Annotated in this window: 14 protein-coding genes and 1 pseudogene; 4 read left to right on the top strand and 11 right to left on the bottom strand. The window is 59.7% G+C overall.

All coding sequences use genetic code 11. The features are described from left to right. Window positions 1-49: 49 nt before the first annotated feature. The 10 genes and pseudogenes from SIL87_RS03315 to SIL87_RS03280 all read right to left on the bottom strand — a co-directional run bounded on the left by SIL87_RS03315 (window position 50) and on the right by SIL87_RS03280 (window position 10,106). Window positions 50-607 carry a GNAT family N-acetyltransferase gene (locus SIL87_RS03315; RefSeq protein WP_319612793.1) on the bottom strand — a complete coding sequence of 186 codons (558 nt, stop codon included), beginning with the start codon at window positions 605-607 and terminating at the stop codon, window positions 50-52. A gap of 645 nt (window positions 608-1,252) precedes the next feature. After that, window positions 1,253-1,810, bottom strand: coding sequence for a GrpB family protein (locus SIL87_RS03310; protein WP_319612792.1), 558 nt, complete (start codon window positions 1,808-1,810; stop codon window positions 1,253-1,255). A 175-nt stretch (window positions 1,811-1,985) separates the two neighbouring features. After that, on the bottom strand, window positions 1,986-3,857 hold the full coding sequence (locus tag SIL87_RS03305) for an IS1634 family transposase (RefSeq protein WP_319612791.1): 1,872 nt from the start codon (window positions 3,855-3,857) through the stop codon (window positions 1,986-1,988). A gap of 585 nt (window positions 3,858-4,442) precedes the next feature. Further along, a complete protein-coding gene (locus tag SIL87_RS03300) occupies window positions 4,443-4,796 on the bottom strand; it encodes a GNAT family N-acetyltransferase (protein WP_319612790.1) in 354 nt (117 codons plus the stop codon). Between the two features lie 996 nt (window positions 4,797-5,792). Continuing rightward, window positions 5,793-6,014, bottom strand: a complete 222-nt coding sequence (locus SIL87_RS20130; RefSeq protein ID WP_405055206.1) for a GNAT family N-acetyltransferase — start codon at window positions 6,012-6,014, stop codon at window positions 5,793-5,795. A gap of 166 nt (window positions 6,015-6,180) precedes the next feature. Continuing rightward, the gene (locus SIL87_RS03295; protein WP_319612789.1) at window positions 6,181-6,615 is read right to left on the bottom strand and encodes an NUDIX domain-containing protein; all 435 of its coding nucleotides are present in this window, start codon (window positions 6,613-6,615) and stop codon (window positions 6,181-6,183) included. Between the two features lie 88 nt (window positions 6,616-6,703). Continuing rightward, a pseudogene (locus SIL87_RS03290) lies at window positions 6,704-8,002 on the bottom strand (ISL3 family transposase); the annotation flags it as partial. A 15-nt stretch (window positions 8,003-8,017) separates the two neighbouring features. Beyond that, window positions 8,018-8,338, bottom strand: coding sequence for a transposase family protein (locus SIL87_RS20240; protein WP_456304822.1), 321 nt, complete (start codon window positions 8,336-8,338; stop codon window positions 8,018-8,020). A 30-nt stretch (window positions 8,339-8,368) separates the two neighbouring features. Continuing rightward, complete coding sequence (locus SIL87_RS03285) at window positions 8,369-9,373, bottom strand: HAD-IC family P-type ATPase (protein ID WP_319612788.1); 1,005 nt, start codon at window positions 9,371-9,373, stop codon at window positions 8,369-8,371. Between the two features lie 37 nt (window positions 9,374-9,410). Continuing rightward, window positions 9,411-10,106 (bottom strand): VIT1/CCC1 transporter family protein, encoded by a 696-nt coding sequence (locus SIL87_RS03280; RefSeq protein WP_319612787.1) that lies wholly within the window; start codon window positions 10,104-10,106, stop codon window positions 9,411-9,413. Between the two features lie 478 nt (window positions 10,107-10,584). On the opposite strand from SIL87_RS03280, the gene SIL87_RS03275 reads away from it, so the two are divergent. The 4 genes from SIL87_RS03275 (at window position 10,585) to SIL87_RS03260 (ending at window position 15,627) form a co-directional block, all read left to right on the top strand. After that, window positions 10,585-11,124, top strand: a complete 540-nt coding sequence (locus SIL87_RS03275; protein WP_319612786.1) for a DUF2202 domain-containing protein — start codon at window positions 10,585-10,587, stop codon at window positions 11,122-11,124. 230 nt (window positions 11,125-11,354) lie between these two features. After that, complete coding sequence (locus tag SIL87_RS03270) at window positions 11,355-11,945, top strand: hypothetical protein (RefSeq protein ID WP_319612785.1); 591 nt, start codon at window positions 11,355-11,357, stop codon at window positions 11,943-11,945. A gap of 1,141 nt (window positions 11,946-13,086) precedes the next feature. Further along, window positions 13,087-14,268 (top strand): IS256 family transposase, encoded by a 1,182-nt coding sequence (locus SIL87_RS03265; protein WP_319612316.1) that lies wholly within the window; start codon window positions 13,087-13,089, stop codon window positions 14,266-14,268. Between the two features lie 177 nt (window positions 14,269-14,445). Further along, window positions 14,446-15,627 carry an IS256 family transposase gene (locus SIL87_RS03260; RefSeq protein WP_319612316.1) on the top strand — a complete coding sequence of 394 codons (1,182 nt, stop codon included), beginning with the start codon at window positions 14,446-14,448 and terminating at the stop codon, window positions 15,625-15,627. A gap of 76 nt (window positions 15,628-15,703) precedes the next feature. On the opposite strand, the gene SIL87_RS03255 is transcribed toward SIL87_RS03260, so the two are convergent. Further along, window positions 15,704-17,575 carry an IS1634 family transposase gene (locus SIL87_RS03255; protein ID WP_319612784.1) on the bottom strand — a complete coding sequence of 624 codons (1,872 nt, stop codon included), beginning with the start codon at window positions 17,573-17,575 and terminating at the stop codon, window positions 15,704-15,706. Between the last annotated feature and the right edge of the window lie 355 nt (window positions 17,576-17,930).

Genomic DNA, 17,930 nt, shown 5'->3' with positions numbered 1-17,930 from the left:
AGCTGTCTTTTGCTAGGTCATAATCACGTCCCGTCAGCTCGAGCGCGTCTCATAATAAAGTCCACCTGCCGAACCACTGTTCGGCACCATAAGCCTCAAACCGTTCAATCTCAGTGAAACCCAGTTTGACGGCTAGCCGCATCGAGCGCTCGTTGGCACTTTGGGTGTATAGCACCACGGGTGTCGTCCGCTGCGCTTCGGCGAACCGCGCGAGCAGCGCTGCGCATGTCTTGGCGGCGTGCCCGTGTCCCCATGCCGACGGCAGAAATAGGTAGCCTAGTTCGAAGGCACCGGACAGATAGGGACCGGAACGCTTATCGTCGCGTGGTTCCAACGTAATCATCCCGATCATGACACTGTCGAGTTCGACCACGAACAGGCCGGGGCGCTGCCCAGGTAACTCGGGCATCGTGCGGTCGAGGTCATCGCGCTTCTGTGCCCCACCGATGTTGGCACCAACCTCAGGCGAGGCGAATAGGTCAATGAATGTCGGTCGATCTCGAGCCTCGGACCTCCGCACTACGAGCCGATCGGTCCTGTTCAGCAAGCAAAATGGTAAAAGCAATGGTGGGCAAAAAGCGGGGCTCGAGCTGTTGTATGCACTCATTTTGCAGCCTCTCGGTGCATCGGGACTATGATCGCCTAATTGAGCAGAACTCGACCAGTCCGGCAAAGGGCGCAGATTGCGCGGCACGTCAGGCACCCGTCGAAACAATGGTGCCCCCAATCGCTCGGGCAGCTACCGCCGGAAAGGGAGGTCCCTTCACAGCTGCTCAAAAAAGAAAATATCGCGGCCCGACCGATGACCGGCGGTCTTCATGCCGTGTTTATGCCATATGAGAAGCCACCGCACTCCCTTAAACCCGGCGGTTCCGGCCTCGCAAATATCGGCATTAGGACTTGGCGCCTGTATCACAAACACAAGAATAGCGGAAAGCAGACGCCATAAAGCTATCCAGATGTCCAAAAGCGACGCTCACTACTCCGATATGCGCAGAACTGTGTCAGCCCTATGTTTTGGGTAGGTATTTTCCGGATGTCTGAACACGTACGATTGTGCGCGGGTCCCGGCACACTGTTGGTCACGATCTGAAGGGGATCGCCTTTGTCGCAGTTTATGCTGGGAGTGGTTTCCCATGTGCGACAAATACGCGCGACGGCAAAATGCCTTGTGGTCCCTCGAATGACGTGATGTTGCGTGTTCTACAAGTTATGCGACACAGTATGTCGCACGTTGTTGGGTGGCGGGCAATCAATCGGCGGTCGGCTCAGACCATCCTGTGACCTGTGCCCAAGCATTAGCCCCCTCGACGATAATGTCGAAAACCGGGTCTTTGATGTCGTAGTAGGCGTCAACGTCAACTGGGAAGCGTTCGGCAAGACGCTGCTTTATCAGCCCGTATGCGGCGGCTGCCACAGGCCGAGCGCGCAAAAAATCTCGACAGACGAGAGCAAACCGTTGGTTGAAGCAACCTTTCTCTCGGACGTGGATATTCGCTGCACGACCGCGTCCCCGATAAAACCGCTTCCTCAAATCACGCTCAGAAAGTTCGAGGCCGGGCGGGCAATGGTCTTTCAGAATGCTTGTGCTTTGAAAGCCTTCCCGCTCGAAGGCGGCGTCCTCGACCTGGTCGAGATCCTCCACCGTCACCTGGATGTCTATCACATCCTTTGCAGGCAACCCTAACACCGCCGTTGATCCGATGTGGTGAATATAGGAAGCGACCGGCGCTGCTCGCAGCAGGCCCGGCTTCAGGGAAGTGAAATCGGCCGTCCAACTGGCCTGGGGAGGTACGATGACAATCTGCATGATCGGGTCAGAATGAACCAAGCTGATTCGATGAACAATCCGAACCTCTCGGGGTCGATTTCAAGTGTCGCGCATTTTAGCCCATATTTAGCAGTGCCTCGAATAAACCGCATAATATCAGCATCTTACACTCTTAAAAAAATCCGAGTGGCACTACAAACATATCCAAAGGGGATCAGACGGTGAGTTTCTGGATCCCTCCTGGCGAGGCATTGAGTGCCAACGCATCATAAATCCGGCGCAAGGCTGGTTCGGCGACTGTGGCCTTGCGGACATGCAGGGTGCGACCGTCGCGCTGCTGGAAGGTTGCGGTGATCCGTTGCTGCACCGAGATGATTTCGCGCAATCGGGTCCATGACAGGGGCTCCCCTGCCGCTTTCAGTTTATGCCGGATTGCCTGGACCAGTTGATAGGCCAGCACGGTGATGAACAGATGCCCTTCGGTGCGGTCCGCTTTGTGATGGAACACCGGTCGGAGGCCGAGTTCCGATTTGAGACCGCGGAACACCGCCTCCAGATCGGTCAACATGGTGTAGGTGTGCCACAAGGTGGCGGCGTCCCAGGTGGTTTCATTGCTGCGCAGACAATAGACCCCGGGATGTGTCAGCATTGAACCCTCGAGTGGAACCTTGACCCAGGTGATCGACGCGGCCTTGGTTCCGGTCTCATCGGGAGTCACGATGATCTCGTAGTGTTGCCCGATGCCGCTGCTCTTCTCTATCAATCGGCCGATGCGTCGCTGGATATCAGCCAGGTTTTTCTGTCCGTGGGGTTTTGCCAGTCCGTCGACGAGCGTGGTGAGACCGGCCTCGAACCGGGTGATGAACCGATCAGTGATTGCGGTCTCCTTGGTCTTGCGCCCCTCGGAATGGCAATAGAGCCGAACCTCCGTGCCATCCTCGCTCAGCACACGTTGCAATTGGACCGTCTCGTTCGACGCGGTCAGCGTGCTGATCGCCTGATCCGGATCGAACTGGCGGGTGCGTTCGCGGCTGACCACCAAGTAACGGTATCCGTGTTTTATGAGCCAGGCGACGTTGGCTGCGGTCGCGATGCCGGCATCCATGATGACCAGCGCCCCCTTGGGAGCGGTGAGGCCGTCGAGCATCTCCTCAAGGGTCGTGGCTTCACCGACATTGCCGGCGAACATCTTTGAGCGGCGCACGAAGCCGCTGCCATCGAGGACCAGGCCGAGGGTAACCAGAGGGCAGTCGGTTCGCTTCTCCTTTGATCGACCGCGAGCAGCCTTGGCGTTACCGCTGGCGGTACCTTCGAAATACGTGTTGGTCAGATCGTAGAGGGTGACGGTAACCGGCAGTCCAAACAAATCCTGGATCCGGCTGAACAGTGCGGTCTCGATCTTGTCACGGTGTCGCACAAGAAGGTCGGAGGTCCGATACAGACGGATCAACGGCATGGCTTCGAAGTCCACGTCCAGCAGTTCGCCGAGGGCACTGCGCTCGCGCAGCCAGCGCCAGGTTGCGAGTTCGCTGCCCGGCGCTGCCATGCGACCTATGAGGCTGCCGACCACCGCGGCTCGCTGGACACCATTGAAATCGAGATCGCGGAGAATCTGATCGATTCCCAACCAGTTCATCGCTGCAAGGCCGACCGCTTCGACCCCGACCGACCGGGGCCGGATGAGTTGCAGCGAGGCGATGTCGACCTCGGCGTAAACTGCAGATGGCGCGGCAGGTGATGGGAATAAGGATGCCTGAACGGCGGTCGACGGGGTCGGTGGAGCTTGGTGTCCAGCATCCGATCGGGCTGCCCCTGGCTGGGCCGCAATAAGACGGGCGGCATATCGTTGAGCCAAGGTCTCGATGATCTCGGGTTCTGCGAGCATACCGACCTGTCCGGCAAGCAAGGCGTCTATCCTGGCGCACAGGGCCTGCCAGTCGCTCTGTGGCAGGTCGAACTGGCGGCCAAGGTTGAGCAGGGTGATCTGGCGGACCTGCTTACCGATGCGCTCGGAGGCGACGAGGCGATAGGTGAAGTATGTTTCGTTATCGGACTTATTCCGGGTTTTTGTTTTGCGGATAAACATTGCCGAGACATGAGGCTGGTGCCGTGGGGGGTCAAGGGATCATCAATAATATTATGGCACTACAAATAAAAGCAAAACATAAAGTATACAATATCAATATGTTATGCGCTTTGGTTGCAAATTATGATCGTTTTAGTGCTAAAGATGGGTTAGGAGTTATGCGACATCCGAAATCGCCACCCGCTACGCTTTCGAGGATTGGGGGGTATCAACTGAACATTCATGAGAAACGATGTCACCCAAAGCCAGCACGTGGTTTTGTCAGGCTGCTCAGGCGGGGGAAAATCGAATTTGTTGTTGGAATTGGCGCGCAGAGGCTTTTCTACTGGTAATTACCCACCCCCCGTTGGCAGGCTACGGGATTCATACATTTCATAAAAATTATGTAATCTAATGGATTGTAACCGATATTCCGAGTCGATTCCGTTACGTCTTCTCTATTGTGAGCACTTCAAATGCTGTATTTTAAATATAGGGAGGGGTCGAGGTTTTGGCTTGGTGGGGGCGTCGGCGAAAAGGGGGTGGGGTGCAAGGAGGCGGATTACGCGTCGCTTTTCCGCCCTACAGTCTGGTGTTGGTGAGAGGTTACACGGTGTGGCGGCTTACCCAGACCAAGCCCTGCCACTTGTTGGTGCCATCGAATGCAGCGGCAAAGTCTCGGGCTGGGTCGCGTCGGAGGCCTAGCCGGGTCATGACCGCCTGGGATCGGACGTTGTCCGGCGCAGTGTAGGCCAGCACTTCCGTCAAACCGACGCGCAGGAATGCGTCGTCCAGCGAGGCCTGTGCGGCTTCGGTCGCGTAGCCGAAGCCCCAGGCGGGGCGGATCAAGCGCCATCCGATCTCATCGTGCGGACCGAGCGGATGACGAGCGGACGCTCGCATGATGCCGGTGTAGCCGATGAATTGCCCGTCTGTTGGCGGCGGTGAGAATCCGCGCATAAACGGCGCGTAGCTGCCGAGTCCATTTAAATGGACGGCACTGACCGGCCTTTACGGCAACCTGGACCCGGCGCCTAAATCACACGAGAACCAGATCGGCCGGGTACGAGGTCCGTCAGGAAACGCAGAACGTTCGAGGATTTGAATCAGCTGGGGAAGTGAGCAGTTGTTGGACCAGATGACCAAAGACAGTGTGAATTGCGTCAGCAGGTCATGCTCGGCCGCAGGCGTTGATGGAATAATCTGCAGAATGTTCGTTTGCAGTCGCTGTCTGTGCCAAGTGCTTGTCTGCCCACAGTGCGACCGAGGTCAGATCTACTGCATGCGAACTTGCGCCCGGGAAGCTCGTCGTGAACGGCAAAGAGAAGCTCGCCGACGTTATCAGGCAACCCCGCGAGGACGTGTCATGCATGCGGCGAGAAATCGCCATTACCGCGCTCGGGCGGTCCGCGTGACGGATCATGGTCCTGCTAAGCAACCGGAAACCGCGCTTTCGCGTGGATTGGCAATCGCCGGGGCTTCGCGAAAGCCCTGGACCAGCAGTACTCCCCCAGGACATCACCTCTGTCATCGTTGCGGTCGCTCCGTTTCACCTTTCGTGCGCTTGACAGGTCTCCGGCCTCAACGTCGCCCGAGCCGGATTGCCAGGATTGATCAAAACGACACCGGCGCGCGACGCCCACCCTGAAAGCGCCAGCGCCACTGATACAACACCAATCCTGTAGTTCGATCAGCACGGCCATCCTGTCGTCCCGACCTGCGAATTCCGACGCTGTCGCGCGCAGCGGCGGTCAAGGATGGCCGAAGGCCACCGCGCTCTTGCGCGGCGCGAAGCGTCCTTGACGGCTGCGAGCACGGCAGCAGCCTCAGAGCAGAGGGACAGCTACCCACTGCCACTGCCTCCTCCGCCAACTCTCCCACACCGTGTCAAACTGCCCCGCACTCATTAAGTCAATTCACTATGGTAACTATCCCGCGCCGTTTATGCGCGGATTCTCACCGCCGCCAACACCCGTCCAAAGTTTCGACGCACCAGCGGCAAAATCCGTGTTGTTCGAAGCAGACGTTGTAGCGATCGAACTTCCAATCGCTCTCCTCTCGGCCGAGGGGCTTTGGGGCATCGACCATGACGTCTGGGTCCGCGTGCATCGTGGCAAAGGCTTCCCGGTCGCGATCGAGCCAGGGCCGGAGGCAAAGGCGGGGTGTGTGGATGGTCATGGTACTAAGATTGTTAGGCAGCCTCATCTGCGGTTCGCTTTCATGAAAACGATAGTGGGTGTTTGATAGTGGGGTGTTTCGGGGTTTGGGCTTGGTGGGAGCGTGGGCGAGGGGGTGCGGTCGGATCGGTGAGGGGATACCCGTAGCGTTGCATGGTGTGGACCGATCATAGGTCGAGTTCGCGGGCTATGGCTCGGATTTGGGCGGCGACCTGTACGGGGGCGCAGCGGGCGCAGGCTTGTTGGACGTTCAACCAGGCGTAGCGATCGTGCTCTGCGTCGAGGGTGATGCTTGTTCCGAGTGGTATTTCGGTGCGGTAAACCAGCCAATCGGCGGTGCCATGGTCGGTGTGTTGCACCGGCGTTGTGAGGCCGGTTTCTTCTCTGAGTTCGCGTTGGGCGCATTGATCTGGATGTTCGCCGGGCCAACGGGCGCCGGCGGGTGGTGTCCACGCCCAGTCGCCTTCGTACGAGGAGCCGCGTTCCGCCCGGTGGAGGATGAGAAACTCGATCAGATCGGTGCGTCGACGGTACGCGACGATCGACGCGCCGAAGGGCGGGTCAGGTGAAATCTCGCGCCCGTCATAGGTGGTGTTTGGCATGCTTTGAGCGCCTCGGGCTGGTGCTGTTCCAGAGCAGCATTTTGGGGCTCTGCCTCAATTCGTGTGATTTCGGGTCGACTCTGAAGGGCATCATTCGCGCGCGGAGCAAATCGACGCCCGCACGGCCGTACATCGCCCGTTTCAGCGTCTTCAGTCGGTTGATTTGACCTTCAGTCTGACCGTTGCTCCAGGTTTCGGTTATTGCGTTGCAAACCGCCGCCAAATCTTGGCGCAGCGCATGGACGAAGCGGCGAATACCATAAAGTGTTGAGAGATCGGCGTCATGCAGCCAGACGGTGAGCTTTTCGACATCGCCGCCGCGCAGAATGCCCCGGAAGCGCATTGCCAATGCTCGCATCGTGGCGAATGCGGGAGATATTGTCTTGAACGCATCCACTTTTGCCGCCTGGGCGTCCGTCAGCAAGCCGCGCGGCTTGACACACAATGCAGCGGCCACGATCGGCGAGACCAGATGTCCGGTCAATGGATCGATCAAATTGGGCGTGGCAGCCGTGGCGGCATCGACAGTGACAGGGCGCCCGGCACGGTGCCAACCCGCCAGAAGCCGACCCAGATGAGATAGGCTGCCGGTGTAGCCAAGGTCTCTGATCTCCAGCAGCAAGACCCGCCCGGACGAGCAACCCTCGGCCCAACGTCGAGCAAGATGGTCGTGAAAACCGCTTGGTGTGTTCGGCTTCGGCGCCATCACGTTGCGCTCTGGCAGCGCATCGAGTTGCACCCATTTCGTAACGGTGCGCCGACTGAACTTCGTCTGGCGGACAATCGCGGTGATGCGGTGACCGGAAAGTTGCAAAGCTTTGACCTGGTTGAACTTGTCCGTATTGACGGCCCTGCGGCCTATTGAACCCAGTTGCCGATGTTCTACCAACGCTGGCTGCCGCCCGTGACCAATCCATTCAGCGCGGATCACGGGCTCGGCCTCGGTAAGCGACGGCGAGGGTTGCCTGTTGGGCCGAGGCGCGCGGCTCAATTGCTGCTCGATCGTCTTCTGGAAGTTCTGCAGCAAGTGGAAGCGATCGGCCACCTGCTTCGCCTGCGGCGCGCCCTGGCGCGCGCCTTCCGCGTAGAGACCAGCGCGATCTCGGCTGACGATCTCAATACCGGGATGCTGCGCCAGCCAATGGCCGGTGGCCTCGGCCAAACGGTCAGGCAGCACGTCAACCACCTCGCGCCGTTCAAGGTCGACCATGATCGTCCCGTAGCGGAACCCCCTCTGCCAAGCCCAGTCATCTACCCCAACCACCCGCACCGTTGCTGCCTCGGCAGGCGCGCCAGCATGGCGCTTGAGATGACGCAAAATCGTGTCATCACTCTGTGGCAGCCCCAGGCTAGCCATCAGGCGCTCTGCCGGACGACCCGGCGGCATGGCCGAAGAGCCTGGTCAATCGGCCACCCGGCAGGTCCTTCGAGCAAACGGTGGGGCGATTTTGGGAAGCCGATCGCTGAACGTCTTGCGCGCGCACCCTTGGTTCTGACATCGGCATCGTGAAAGGCAGACGCGCAGCGTGACTGGCGTCCCCTGAGCCGGCAGGTCCTGCAGAAGGCGAACCTGCCAACCGTGACGCCGGCTAGATCGCATATCACATCCGGGACAACGAGCGCTCCCCCGTCCCACGGCCGAGACCGTCCAGCGCCCGTCGCGGCACTCCGACCCCAAGAGCTCGAGGCCAGATCCAAGCGCCCATTTTGCATTTTTGATCATGCCACATCAGCCCAGTCTCCGTTCCAGCCGTCAAGCAGCACTACGATCACACGAATTGAGGAAGAGCCTCTTTAAGGGAAACTGACACGTGGTCAGCGTGCCGGTCTTGTCGAACAGGGCGACGTTGGCGCGGGATAACCGCTCGAGCGCGCCGCCGCCCTTGATAATGACGCCGCGCTTGGCCGCCCGCGAAATGCCGCAGATCAACGCCACCGGCGTCGCCAGGATGAGCGGGCACGGCGTGGCCACCACCAGGATGGCAAGCGCGCGCATCGCCTCACCGGTCCAGAGCCAGACCGCGCCACACGACGCCAGGGTTATCGCCAGAAACGCGACCGCCCAGCGATCGGCGAGCCGCGCCATCGGCGGCCGCTCGCGCTCGGCAGATCGGACCAGCCGCACGATCGCCTCGAATGTGCTGTGCGCCGCCGTCGCGGTGCCGCGCAGGACGAACGGGCCGCCCGCGTTCAACACGCCGCTGCGCACCGTTTGATCGACCGCCCGCGTCACCGGCAACGGCTCACCGGTCAGGGGGGATTCATCCAGAATCGCCGGACCTTGCACCACCGCGCCGTCGACCGGCACCACCTCGCCAGGCTTGATGATCAACTCATCACCGATCGCCACCGCCGCGATCGCGATATCGACGATCACGCCATCGCGGGTGCGATGCGCGATCACCGGCGTGCGCGAAACCAGCGCCGCCAACTCCCGACGCGCCCGCGCCCCGGCATATTCCTCGAGTGCCGCACCGCCGGCGACCATCGCAGCGACGATCACGCCCGCCAAATGCTGCCCCAGCGCGATCGAGGCCGCGATCGCCAGCAACGCAATCAGATCGACCCCAAGTGTGCCCCGCCACAGTCCGGCGATGAAATCGATCGCCACCACCAGTGCCACGATCGTGGCTGGAGCGTCCCAGGCGACGATCGTTAGCTGCCGATATCCCAGCGCATCGGCCATCAGCCCCACGGCCAAACCGACCACGAGAAGCCCGAGAATCACCGCGCGCAACCGGGCATGCGCAAGCATCATCCAAACCCGCCGTCGATGAACGCGGTGATGACGCCGCTCATACAGCCGAGCCGATCAAGGCGCCGATGCCGGTGGTGATGCCCATAGCAAGCGCGCCCCAGAACGTCACCCGCAGGGTCGGCCTCAGCAAGCCTGCCCCACCCGCTTTCGCACCGATCATGCCCAGCCCGGCAAGGAACAGCAGCGACCCCACCCCGACCACCGCCAGCAGCGCGCTCGCCGGGGCTACCAGGACCAGGATCAGCGGTGCTACGGCGCCAACCGAGAACGTGGCGGCTGAGGCCATCGCCGCCTGCACCGGTCGCGCCGTCGTCGCCTCCGAAATACCGAGTTCATCGCGGGCGTGGGCACCCAGCGCGTCCTTTTCCATGAGTTGCCGCGCAACCTCATCGGCGAGTCCGGCCTCCAAACCACGGTCGACGTAGATTTGGGCAAGCTCTTCGGTCTCGGCTCCGGGATTGCCGGCCAACTCGCGGCCTTCGCGCGCCAGATCGGCCCGCTCCGTATCGGATTGCGAACTGACCGACACATACTCGCCCGCTGCCATCGACATGGCACCCGCGACCAACCCCGCCACACCCGCCACCAATACGCCGTGCGCGTTGCCGCCCGCGGAGGCCACACCCAGAACCAGGCTCGATGTCGATATGATGCCATCGTTCGCGCCCAGCACCGCTGCCCGCAGCCAGCCGATCCGCGCGATCAAGTGAGTTTCCCGGTGAGTTTGCCGCATCGTGATCTCCGTTATGGTTTCGGCCCGTGACCAATGGCCTCTATAATATCAGCCTGATTGTTCGTTGACTCGAATGTGAATTGTTTCGGATTCGTCGCGTGTGATTCGCTGATGTCCTGTGAAGGAGGACCGCGAGGACGGTAGCTATCACGCGTTTGGAGTTATCTGCTGGGGCGTTGCAGGAGTGTGCGGCACGGGCGGATGAGGCTATGAAAAGGCGGATAGCATCAATGAGATCTTCTGTCAGTTTCCCTTTAAGGGAAACTGACATCAGGGGCGATTAATGCTGATGATCGGGCGTTCGTGTGGCACCGCCCATTGCCATGAAATTTGCGACACGTTCTTGACGGAACAGATGTATTTAGATATATCTTATTTAAGGACCGAACCGGCACCCGGACACAGTCCGGAATAACGAAAAATTCCGCGACAATGGGTCGCAATCCAACAGTGCCTGAAACCGAAAGATACCATAACCATGAACTATCAACCCAACGAGCGGATCACGCCACAACGCGCTCATAGGCTGGCCCATGTCGAGACCACGCGCGCGGCACTCGCCTCCGCCATCGACGTCGTCGCCTTGACCGCGCACGAGCGGGCCGACCTGCTCCTAATGCGCGAAGAAGAAAAGATCGCCCGGGATGTCTATCTGCAACTCCATGATAGCTGGGGCCTGCGTCCCTTCGGCAACATCAGCGGCTCCGAACAGGCCCATATGGACATGATCCTGCTCCTGCTGGAGCGACATGGATTATCCGACCCCGCGGAGGGTCTGCCGATCGGCCGCTTCAACGACCCCGTGTTGCAGAACATGCATGACGATCTTCTTTCCAGAGGTCTGCAAAGCCAGGCCGAAGCCGTGCGGGTGGGTCTGCTGATCGAGGAACTCGACATTTTCGACCTGCAGGTTGCGGCATCACGCACCGAAAAGCCGGAAATCCTGGCAGTCTACGCCGATCTCGAGCGCGGCTCGCGCAATCATCTCCGCGCATTTTACCGTGGATGCACCGGCTAGGCACGCACTACACTCCGGTTCATCTGATCGCTGGCATGTTCGCAGCCATTGCCAACGCTCCCCACGAATCCTGCCATTGAATTAGGCGGGACAGATGGACAAACCCCACCCAACATCGACCGCCTGACCCTGCTTGTCACCCCGTATCGGTGCCTTGTCGCTGGAGTTACATTCCTAGAATTTAATATTTACACTAATCTCTCCCTCTTATCGAGAAACGTGAAAATCCCATGAAGCGTCGTACCGTCTCCGCTATCCTTGGCAGCACATTATCTGGCCTTCTCACCCTTCTCGGCTTCGGATCCCGACAAGCCGCCGCCCAGACGCCAAGTGATGTTGGTTCATCGGGAGGTATGATGGGCGGAATCATGGGATCAAATATGTCCCCCACGGACATGCAGGGGATGATGTCCCGCAGCAACATGATGGGGCCGATGAAGCTCGGCATGAAACTGTTCGAGCGGCATACGGAGATCACGCGCGCTACAGACTACATGCCCAATGGCATAATCGACACTACTGTCTCGAGTAATCCGACAACCGCTCACCTCATCCAGGCTCACGTGATCGAAATGTATAATCGCCTCGCTGAGGATCGACCGTTTCCGTACCCTATGAGCAACAGTGTGCCGGCCATGTTTGCCAACAGTACAAAGTATGAACGATCCTATAAACTCTTACCAACCGGCATTCAGGTTACCGAGACCTCGGACGATCCAGAAATGGTAAAGGTGATCTACGCCCATGCTCGTGAGCTCGACCGCTTCGCGAAGGATGGGATGCCGGCAATGATGCGCGGTATGATGAGCAAGGCTGGCTGAAACACGCGGATCCAAAAGCCATCCTCAATAAAACCACCCGTCCTTAACATCTACAACCTCGTTTGTGAGTTTTCCTTAAATCGGCTCTGCGTCATGTCTGGAACGCCCCCGTCGCGCAAGGGTAAAAGTGGAACGAGGCGATCATCGCATGCAGTCATGTCTACGGCTGTCAGTTTCCCTTAAACTGAAGTTTTCTGTTGGCGGCGGTGAGAATCCGCGCATAAACGGCGCGGGATAGTTACCATAGTGAATTGACTTAATGAGTGCGGGGCAGTTTGACACGGTGTGGGAGAGTTGGCGGAGGAGGCAGTGGCAGTGGGTAGCTGTCCCTCTGCTCTGAGGCTGCTGCCGTGCTCGCAGCCGTCAAGGACGCTTCGCGCCGCGCAAGAGCGCGGTGGCCTTCGGCCATCCTTGACCGCCGCTGCGCGCGACAGCGTCGGAATTCGCAGGTCGGGACGACAGGATGGCCGTGCTGATCGAACTACAGGATTGGTGTTGTATCAGTGGCGCTGGCGCTTTCAGGGTGGGCGTCGCGCGCCGGTGTCGTTTTGATCAATCCTGGCAATCCGGCTCGGGCGACGTTGAGGCCGGAGACCTGTCAAGCGCACGAAAGGTGAAACGGAGCGACCGCAACGATGACAGAGGTGATGTCCTGGGGGAGTACTGCTGGTCCAGGGCTTTCGCGAAGCCCCGGCGATTGCCAATCCACGCGAAAGCGCGGTTTCCGGTTGCTTAGCAGGACCATGATCCGTCACGCGGACCGCCCGAGCGCGGTAATGGCGATTTCTCGCCGCATGCATGACACGTCCTCGCGGGGTTGCCTGATAACGTCGGCGAGCTTCTCTTTGCCGTTCACGACGAGCTTCCCGGGCGCAAGTTCGCATGCAGTAGATCTGACCTCGGTCGCACTGTGGGCAGACAAGCACTTGGCACAGACAGCGACTGCAAACGAACATTCTGCAGATTATTCCATCAACGCCTGCGGCCGAGCATGACCTGCTGACGCAATTCGGTGGTGTAACCTGACGTCTGGAAATTCATTTTGGGTTGGGAGTTGGTGCCCTTGCCGGGGCATGCCCCGGCAAGGGCTGTTCATTCTGGTATTCCATGCAGTTGTTCACACCAACATGGAGACCGATGAATGGACGCCAAAAAGGATACGATTATCGAGGCACTTTTGGAACATCTGATCGAAAACGGCGCAGGCGATATCGCCACGGTATTTGCCAGGACCTTCGAACTCGCCATGCAGATCGAGCGCGAACGCTTCCTCCACGCCAGTCACTACGAGCGCAACCCCGATCGTCAGGGTTACGCCAATGGCTACAAGCCCAAGCGGATCGATACCCCGGCCGGGTCGATCACCGTCGATGTCCCCAAAACCGCCGGTCACGTGGGCGAACCCTTCTACCCACAGTCCCTCGAACGCGGCCGACGCTCGGTCCGCGCCGTCATGGTCGCCGTCGCCGAAATGTACATCAAAGGCGTCTCCACCCGCGACGTCGAGGCCGTCATGCGCGAATTCGGCATCGAAAGCCTCTCCTCCGCTCAGGTCAGCCGCGCCAGCAAGCTGCTCGATGACGAACTCGCCGCCTGGCGCACCCGACCCCTCGCCGAGATCCGCTACCTCATCCTCGACGCCAGATATGAAAAAATGCGCGATAATGGCGTCGTCCGCGATGCCGCCGTGCTCTCGGCCATCGGCATCGGACCCGATGAACGCCGCCGTGTCCTCGGCGTCTCGGTCGCCCTTTCCGAGGCCGAAGTCCATTGGCGTGCCTTCCTCGAAAGCCTCCATCAGCGTGGCCTGCGAGGCGTCGAATTCATCGTCTCCGATGACCATGCCGGATTGCACGCCGCACGCCGCGCCGTCTTCGGCGCCGCACACTGGCAACGATGCCAGTTCCACCTCGCCCAAAACGCCATCCACCACGCCCCCAACCACGCCATCCGCAAACGCATCGGCGCAGAACTCCGGACCGTCTGGAACGCAAATTCCCTCGCCGCTGCCCAGATCGCTCTCACAACCCTCGTCAATGCCTATCGCGACACCGCACCAAAGCTCGCCGATTGGCTCGAACGAAATATCCCCGAAGGCCTCACCGTCTTCACACTGCCAGAACCCCACCAGCGCCGGCTTCGCACTTCCAACCCCATGGAACGCGGCATCCAGCAGGAACTCAAACGCCGCACCACCAAAATCAGGGTCTTCCCCAACGAAGCCTCCCTCGAACGCCTCGTCAGCGCCGTCCTCGTCGAAATCGATGAAAAATGGGCCGCCGACACCAAGGGCTACATCAAGTGGGACTACCAGGATGCCTGACCCCCGCTCGCCCTATTTTCCAGACATCAGGTTGCTCAATCATGCGCGGTGGTGTAACCTGACGTCTGGAAATTCATTTTGGGTTGGGAGTTGGTGCCCTTGCCGGGGCATGCCCCGGCAAGGGCTGTTCATTCTGGTATTCCATGCAGTTGTTCACACCAACATGGAGACCGATGAATGGACGCCAAAAAGGATACGATTATCGAGGCACTTTTGGAACATCTGATCGAAAACGGCGCAGGCGATATCGCCACGGTATTTGCCAGGACCTTCGAACTCGCCATGCAGATCGAGCGCGAACGCTTCCTCCACGCCAGTCACTACGAGCGCAACCCCGATCGTCAGGGTTACGCCAATGGCTACAAGCCCAAGCGGATCGATACCCCGGCCGGGTCGATCACCGTCGATGTCCCCAAAACCGCCGGTCACGTGGGCGAACCCTTCTACCCACAGTCCCTCGAACGCGGCCGACGCTCGGTCCGCGCCGTCATGGTCGCCGTCGCCGAAATGTACATCAAAGGCGTCTCCACCCGCGACGTCGAGGCCGTCATGCGCGAATTCGGCATCGAAAGCCTCTCCTCCGCTCAGGTCAGCCGCGCCAGCAAGCTGCTCGATGACGAACTCGCCGCCTGGCGCACCCGACCCCTCGCCGAGATCCGCTACCTCATCCTCGACGCCAGATATGAAAAAATGCGCGATAATGGCGTCGTCCGCGATGCCGCCGTGCTCTCGGCCATCGGCATCGGACCCGATGAACGCCGCCGTGTCCTCGGCGTCTCGGTCGCCCTTTCCGAGGCCGAAGTCCATTGGCGTGCCTTCCTCGAAAGCCTCCATCAGCGTGGCCTGCGAGGCGTCGAATTCATCGTCTCCGATGACCATGCCGGATTGCACGCCGCACGCCGCGCCGTCTTCGGCGCCGCACACTGGCAACGATGCCAGTTCCACCTCGCCCAAAACGCCATCCACCACGCCCCCAACCACGCCATCCGCAAACGCATCGGCGCAGAACTCCGGACCGTCTGGAACGCAAATTCCCTCGCCGCTGCCCAGATCGCTCTCACAACCCTCGTCAATGCCTATCGCGACACCGCACCAAAGCTCGCCGATTGGCTCGAACGAAATATCCCCGAAGGCCTCACCGTCTTCACACTGCCAGAACCCCACCAGCGCCGGCTTCGCACTTCCAACCCCATGGAACGCGGCATCCAGCAGGAACTCAAACGCCGCACCACCAAAATCAGGGTCTTCCCCAACGAAGCCTCCCTCGAACGCCTCGTCAGCGCCGTCCTCGTCGAAATCGATGAAAAATGGGCCGCCGACACCAAGGGCTACATCAAGTGGGACTACCAGGATGCCTGACCCCCGCTCGCCCTATTTTCCAGACATCAGGTTGCTCAATCAATCCGAGTGGCACTACAAACATATCCAAAGGGGATCAGACGGTGAGTTTCTGGATCCCTCTTGGCGAGGCATTGAGTGCCAACGCATCATAAATCCGGCGCAAGGCTGGTTCGGCGACTGTGGCCTTGCGGACATGCAGGGTGCGACCGTCGCGCTGCTGGAAGGTTGCGGTGATCCGTTGCTGCACCGAGATGATTTCGCGCAATCGGGTCCATGACAGGGGCTCCCCTGCCGCTTTCAGTTTATGCCGGATTGCCTGGACCAGTTGATAGGCCAGCACGGTGATGAACAGATGCCCTTCGGTGCGGTCCGCTTTGTGATGGAACACCGGTCGGAGGCCGAGTTCCGATTTGAGACCGCGGAACACCGCCTCCAGATCGGTCAACATGGTGTAGGTGTGCCACAAGGTGGCGGCGTCCCAGGTGGTTTCATTGCTGCGCAGACAATAGACCCCGGGATGTGTCAGCATTGAACCCTCGAGTGGAACCTTGACCCAGGTGATCGACGCGGCCTTGGTTCCGGTCTCATCGGGAGTCACGATGATCTCGTAGTGTTGCCCGATGCCGCTGCTCTTCTCTATCAATCGGCCGATGCGTCGCTGGATATCAGCCAGGTTTTTCTGTCCGTGGGGTTTTGCCAGTCCGTCGACGAGCGTGGTGAGACCGGCCTCGAACCGGGTGATGAACCGATCAGTGATTGCGGTCTCCTTGGTCTTGCGCCCCTCGGAATGGCAATAGAGCCGAACCTCCGTGCCATCCTCGCTCAGCACACGTTGCAATTGGACCGTCTCGTTCGACGCGGTCAGCGTGCTGATCGCCTGATCCGGATCGAACTGGCGGGTGCGTTCGCGGCTGACCACCAGGTAACGGTATCCGTGTTTTATGAGCCAAGCGACGTTGGCTGCGGTCGCGATGCCGGCATCCATGATGACCAGCGCCCCCTTGGGAGCGGTGAGGCCGTCGAGCATCTCCTCAAGGGTCGTGGCTTCACCGACATTGCCGGCGAACATCTTTGAGCGGCGCACGAAGCCGCTGCCATCGAGGACCAGGCCGAGGGTAACCAGAGGGCAGTCGGTTCGCTTCTCCTTTGATCGACCGCGAGCAGCCTTGGCGTTACCGCTGGCGGTACCTTCGAAATACGTGTTGGTCAGATCGTAGAGGGTGACGGTAACCGGCAGTCCAAACAAATCCTGGATCCGGCTGAACAGTGCGGTCTCGATCTTGTCACGGTGTCGCACAAGAAGGTCGGAGGTCCGATACAGACGGATCAACGGCATGGCTTCGAAGTCCACGTCCAGCAGTTCGCCGAGGGCACTGCGCTCGCGCAGCCAGCGCCAGGTTGCGAGTTCGCTGCCCGGCGCTGCCATGCGACCTATGAGGCTGCCGACCACCGCGGCTCGCTGGACACCATTGAAATCGAGATCGCGGAGAATCTGATCGATTCCCAACCAGTTCATCGCTGCAAGGCCGACCGCTTCGACCCCGACCGACCGGGGCCGGATGAGTTGCAGCGAGGCGATGTCGACCTCGGCGTAAACTGCAGATGGCGCGGCAGGTGATGGGAATAAGGATGCCTGAACGGCGGTCGACGGGGTCGGTGGAGCTTGGTGTCCAGCATCCGATCGGGCTGCCCCTGGCTGGGCCGCAATAAGACGGGCGGCATATCGTTGAGCCAAGGTCTCGATGATCTCGGGTTCTGCGAGCATACCGACCTGTCCGGCAAGCAAGGCGTCTATCCTGGCGCACAGGGCCTGCCAGTCGCTCTGTGGCAGGTCGAACTGGCGGCCAAGGTTGAGCAGGGTGATCTGGCGGACCTGCTTACCGATGCGCTCGGAGGCGACGAGGCGATAGGTGAAGTATGTTTCGTTATCGGACTTATTCCGGGTTTTTGTTTTGCGGATAAACATTGCCGAGACATGAGGCTGGTGCCGTGGGGGGTCAAGGGATCATCAATAATATTATGGCACTACAAATAAAAGCAAAACATAAAGTATACAATATCAATATGTTATGCGCTTTGGTTGCAAATTATGATCGTTTTAGTGCTAAAGATGGGTTAAATTCCGGAAAATTGTCGTCTATTGGCCACTTGTCAGATAACTAAGAGGCGGTTTCCGAACCCAGGTCCATCTGTTTTTAATGTACGACCCCCGCCTTTCACTCAGCGCATTCTTCACAGTTCGCAAATGCTTTACCCCTACCACCCTTCGTCCTCGTCATGCTCAGGAAGCTCTCGAGCATTGGGCATGAACACAACGATAC

Origin of the sequence: Acidiphilium acidophilum (assembly GCF_033842475.1) — a bacterium.
GTDB classification, from domain to species: Bacteria; Pseudomonadota; Alphaproteobacteria; order Acetobacterales; family Acetobacteraceae; genus Acidiphilium; species Acidiphilium acidophilum.
This window is presented reverse-complemented; position numbering and strand designations above follow the sequence as displayed.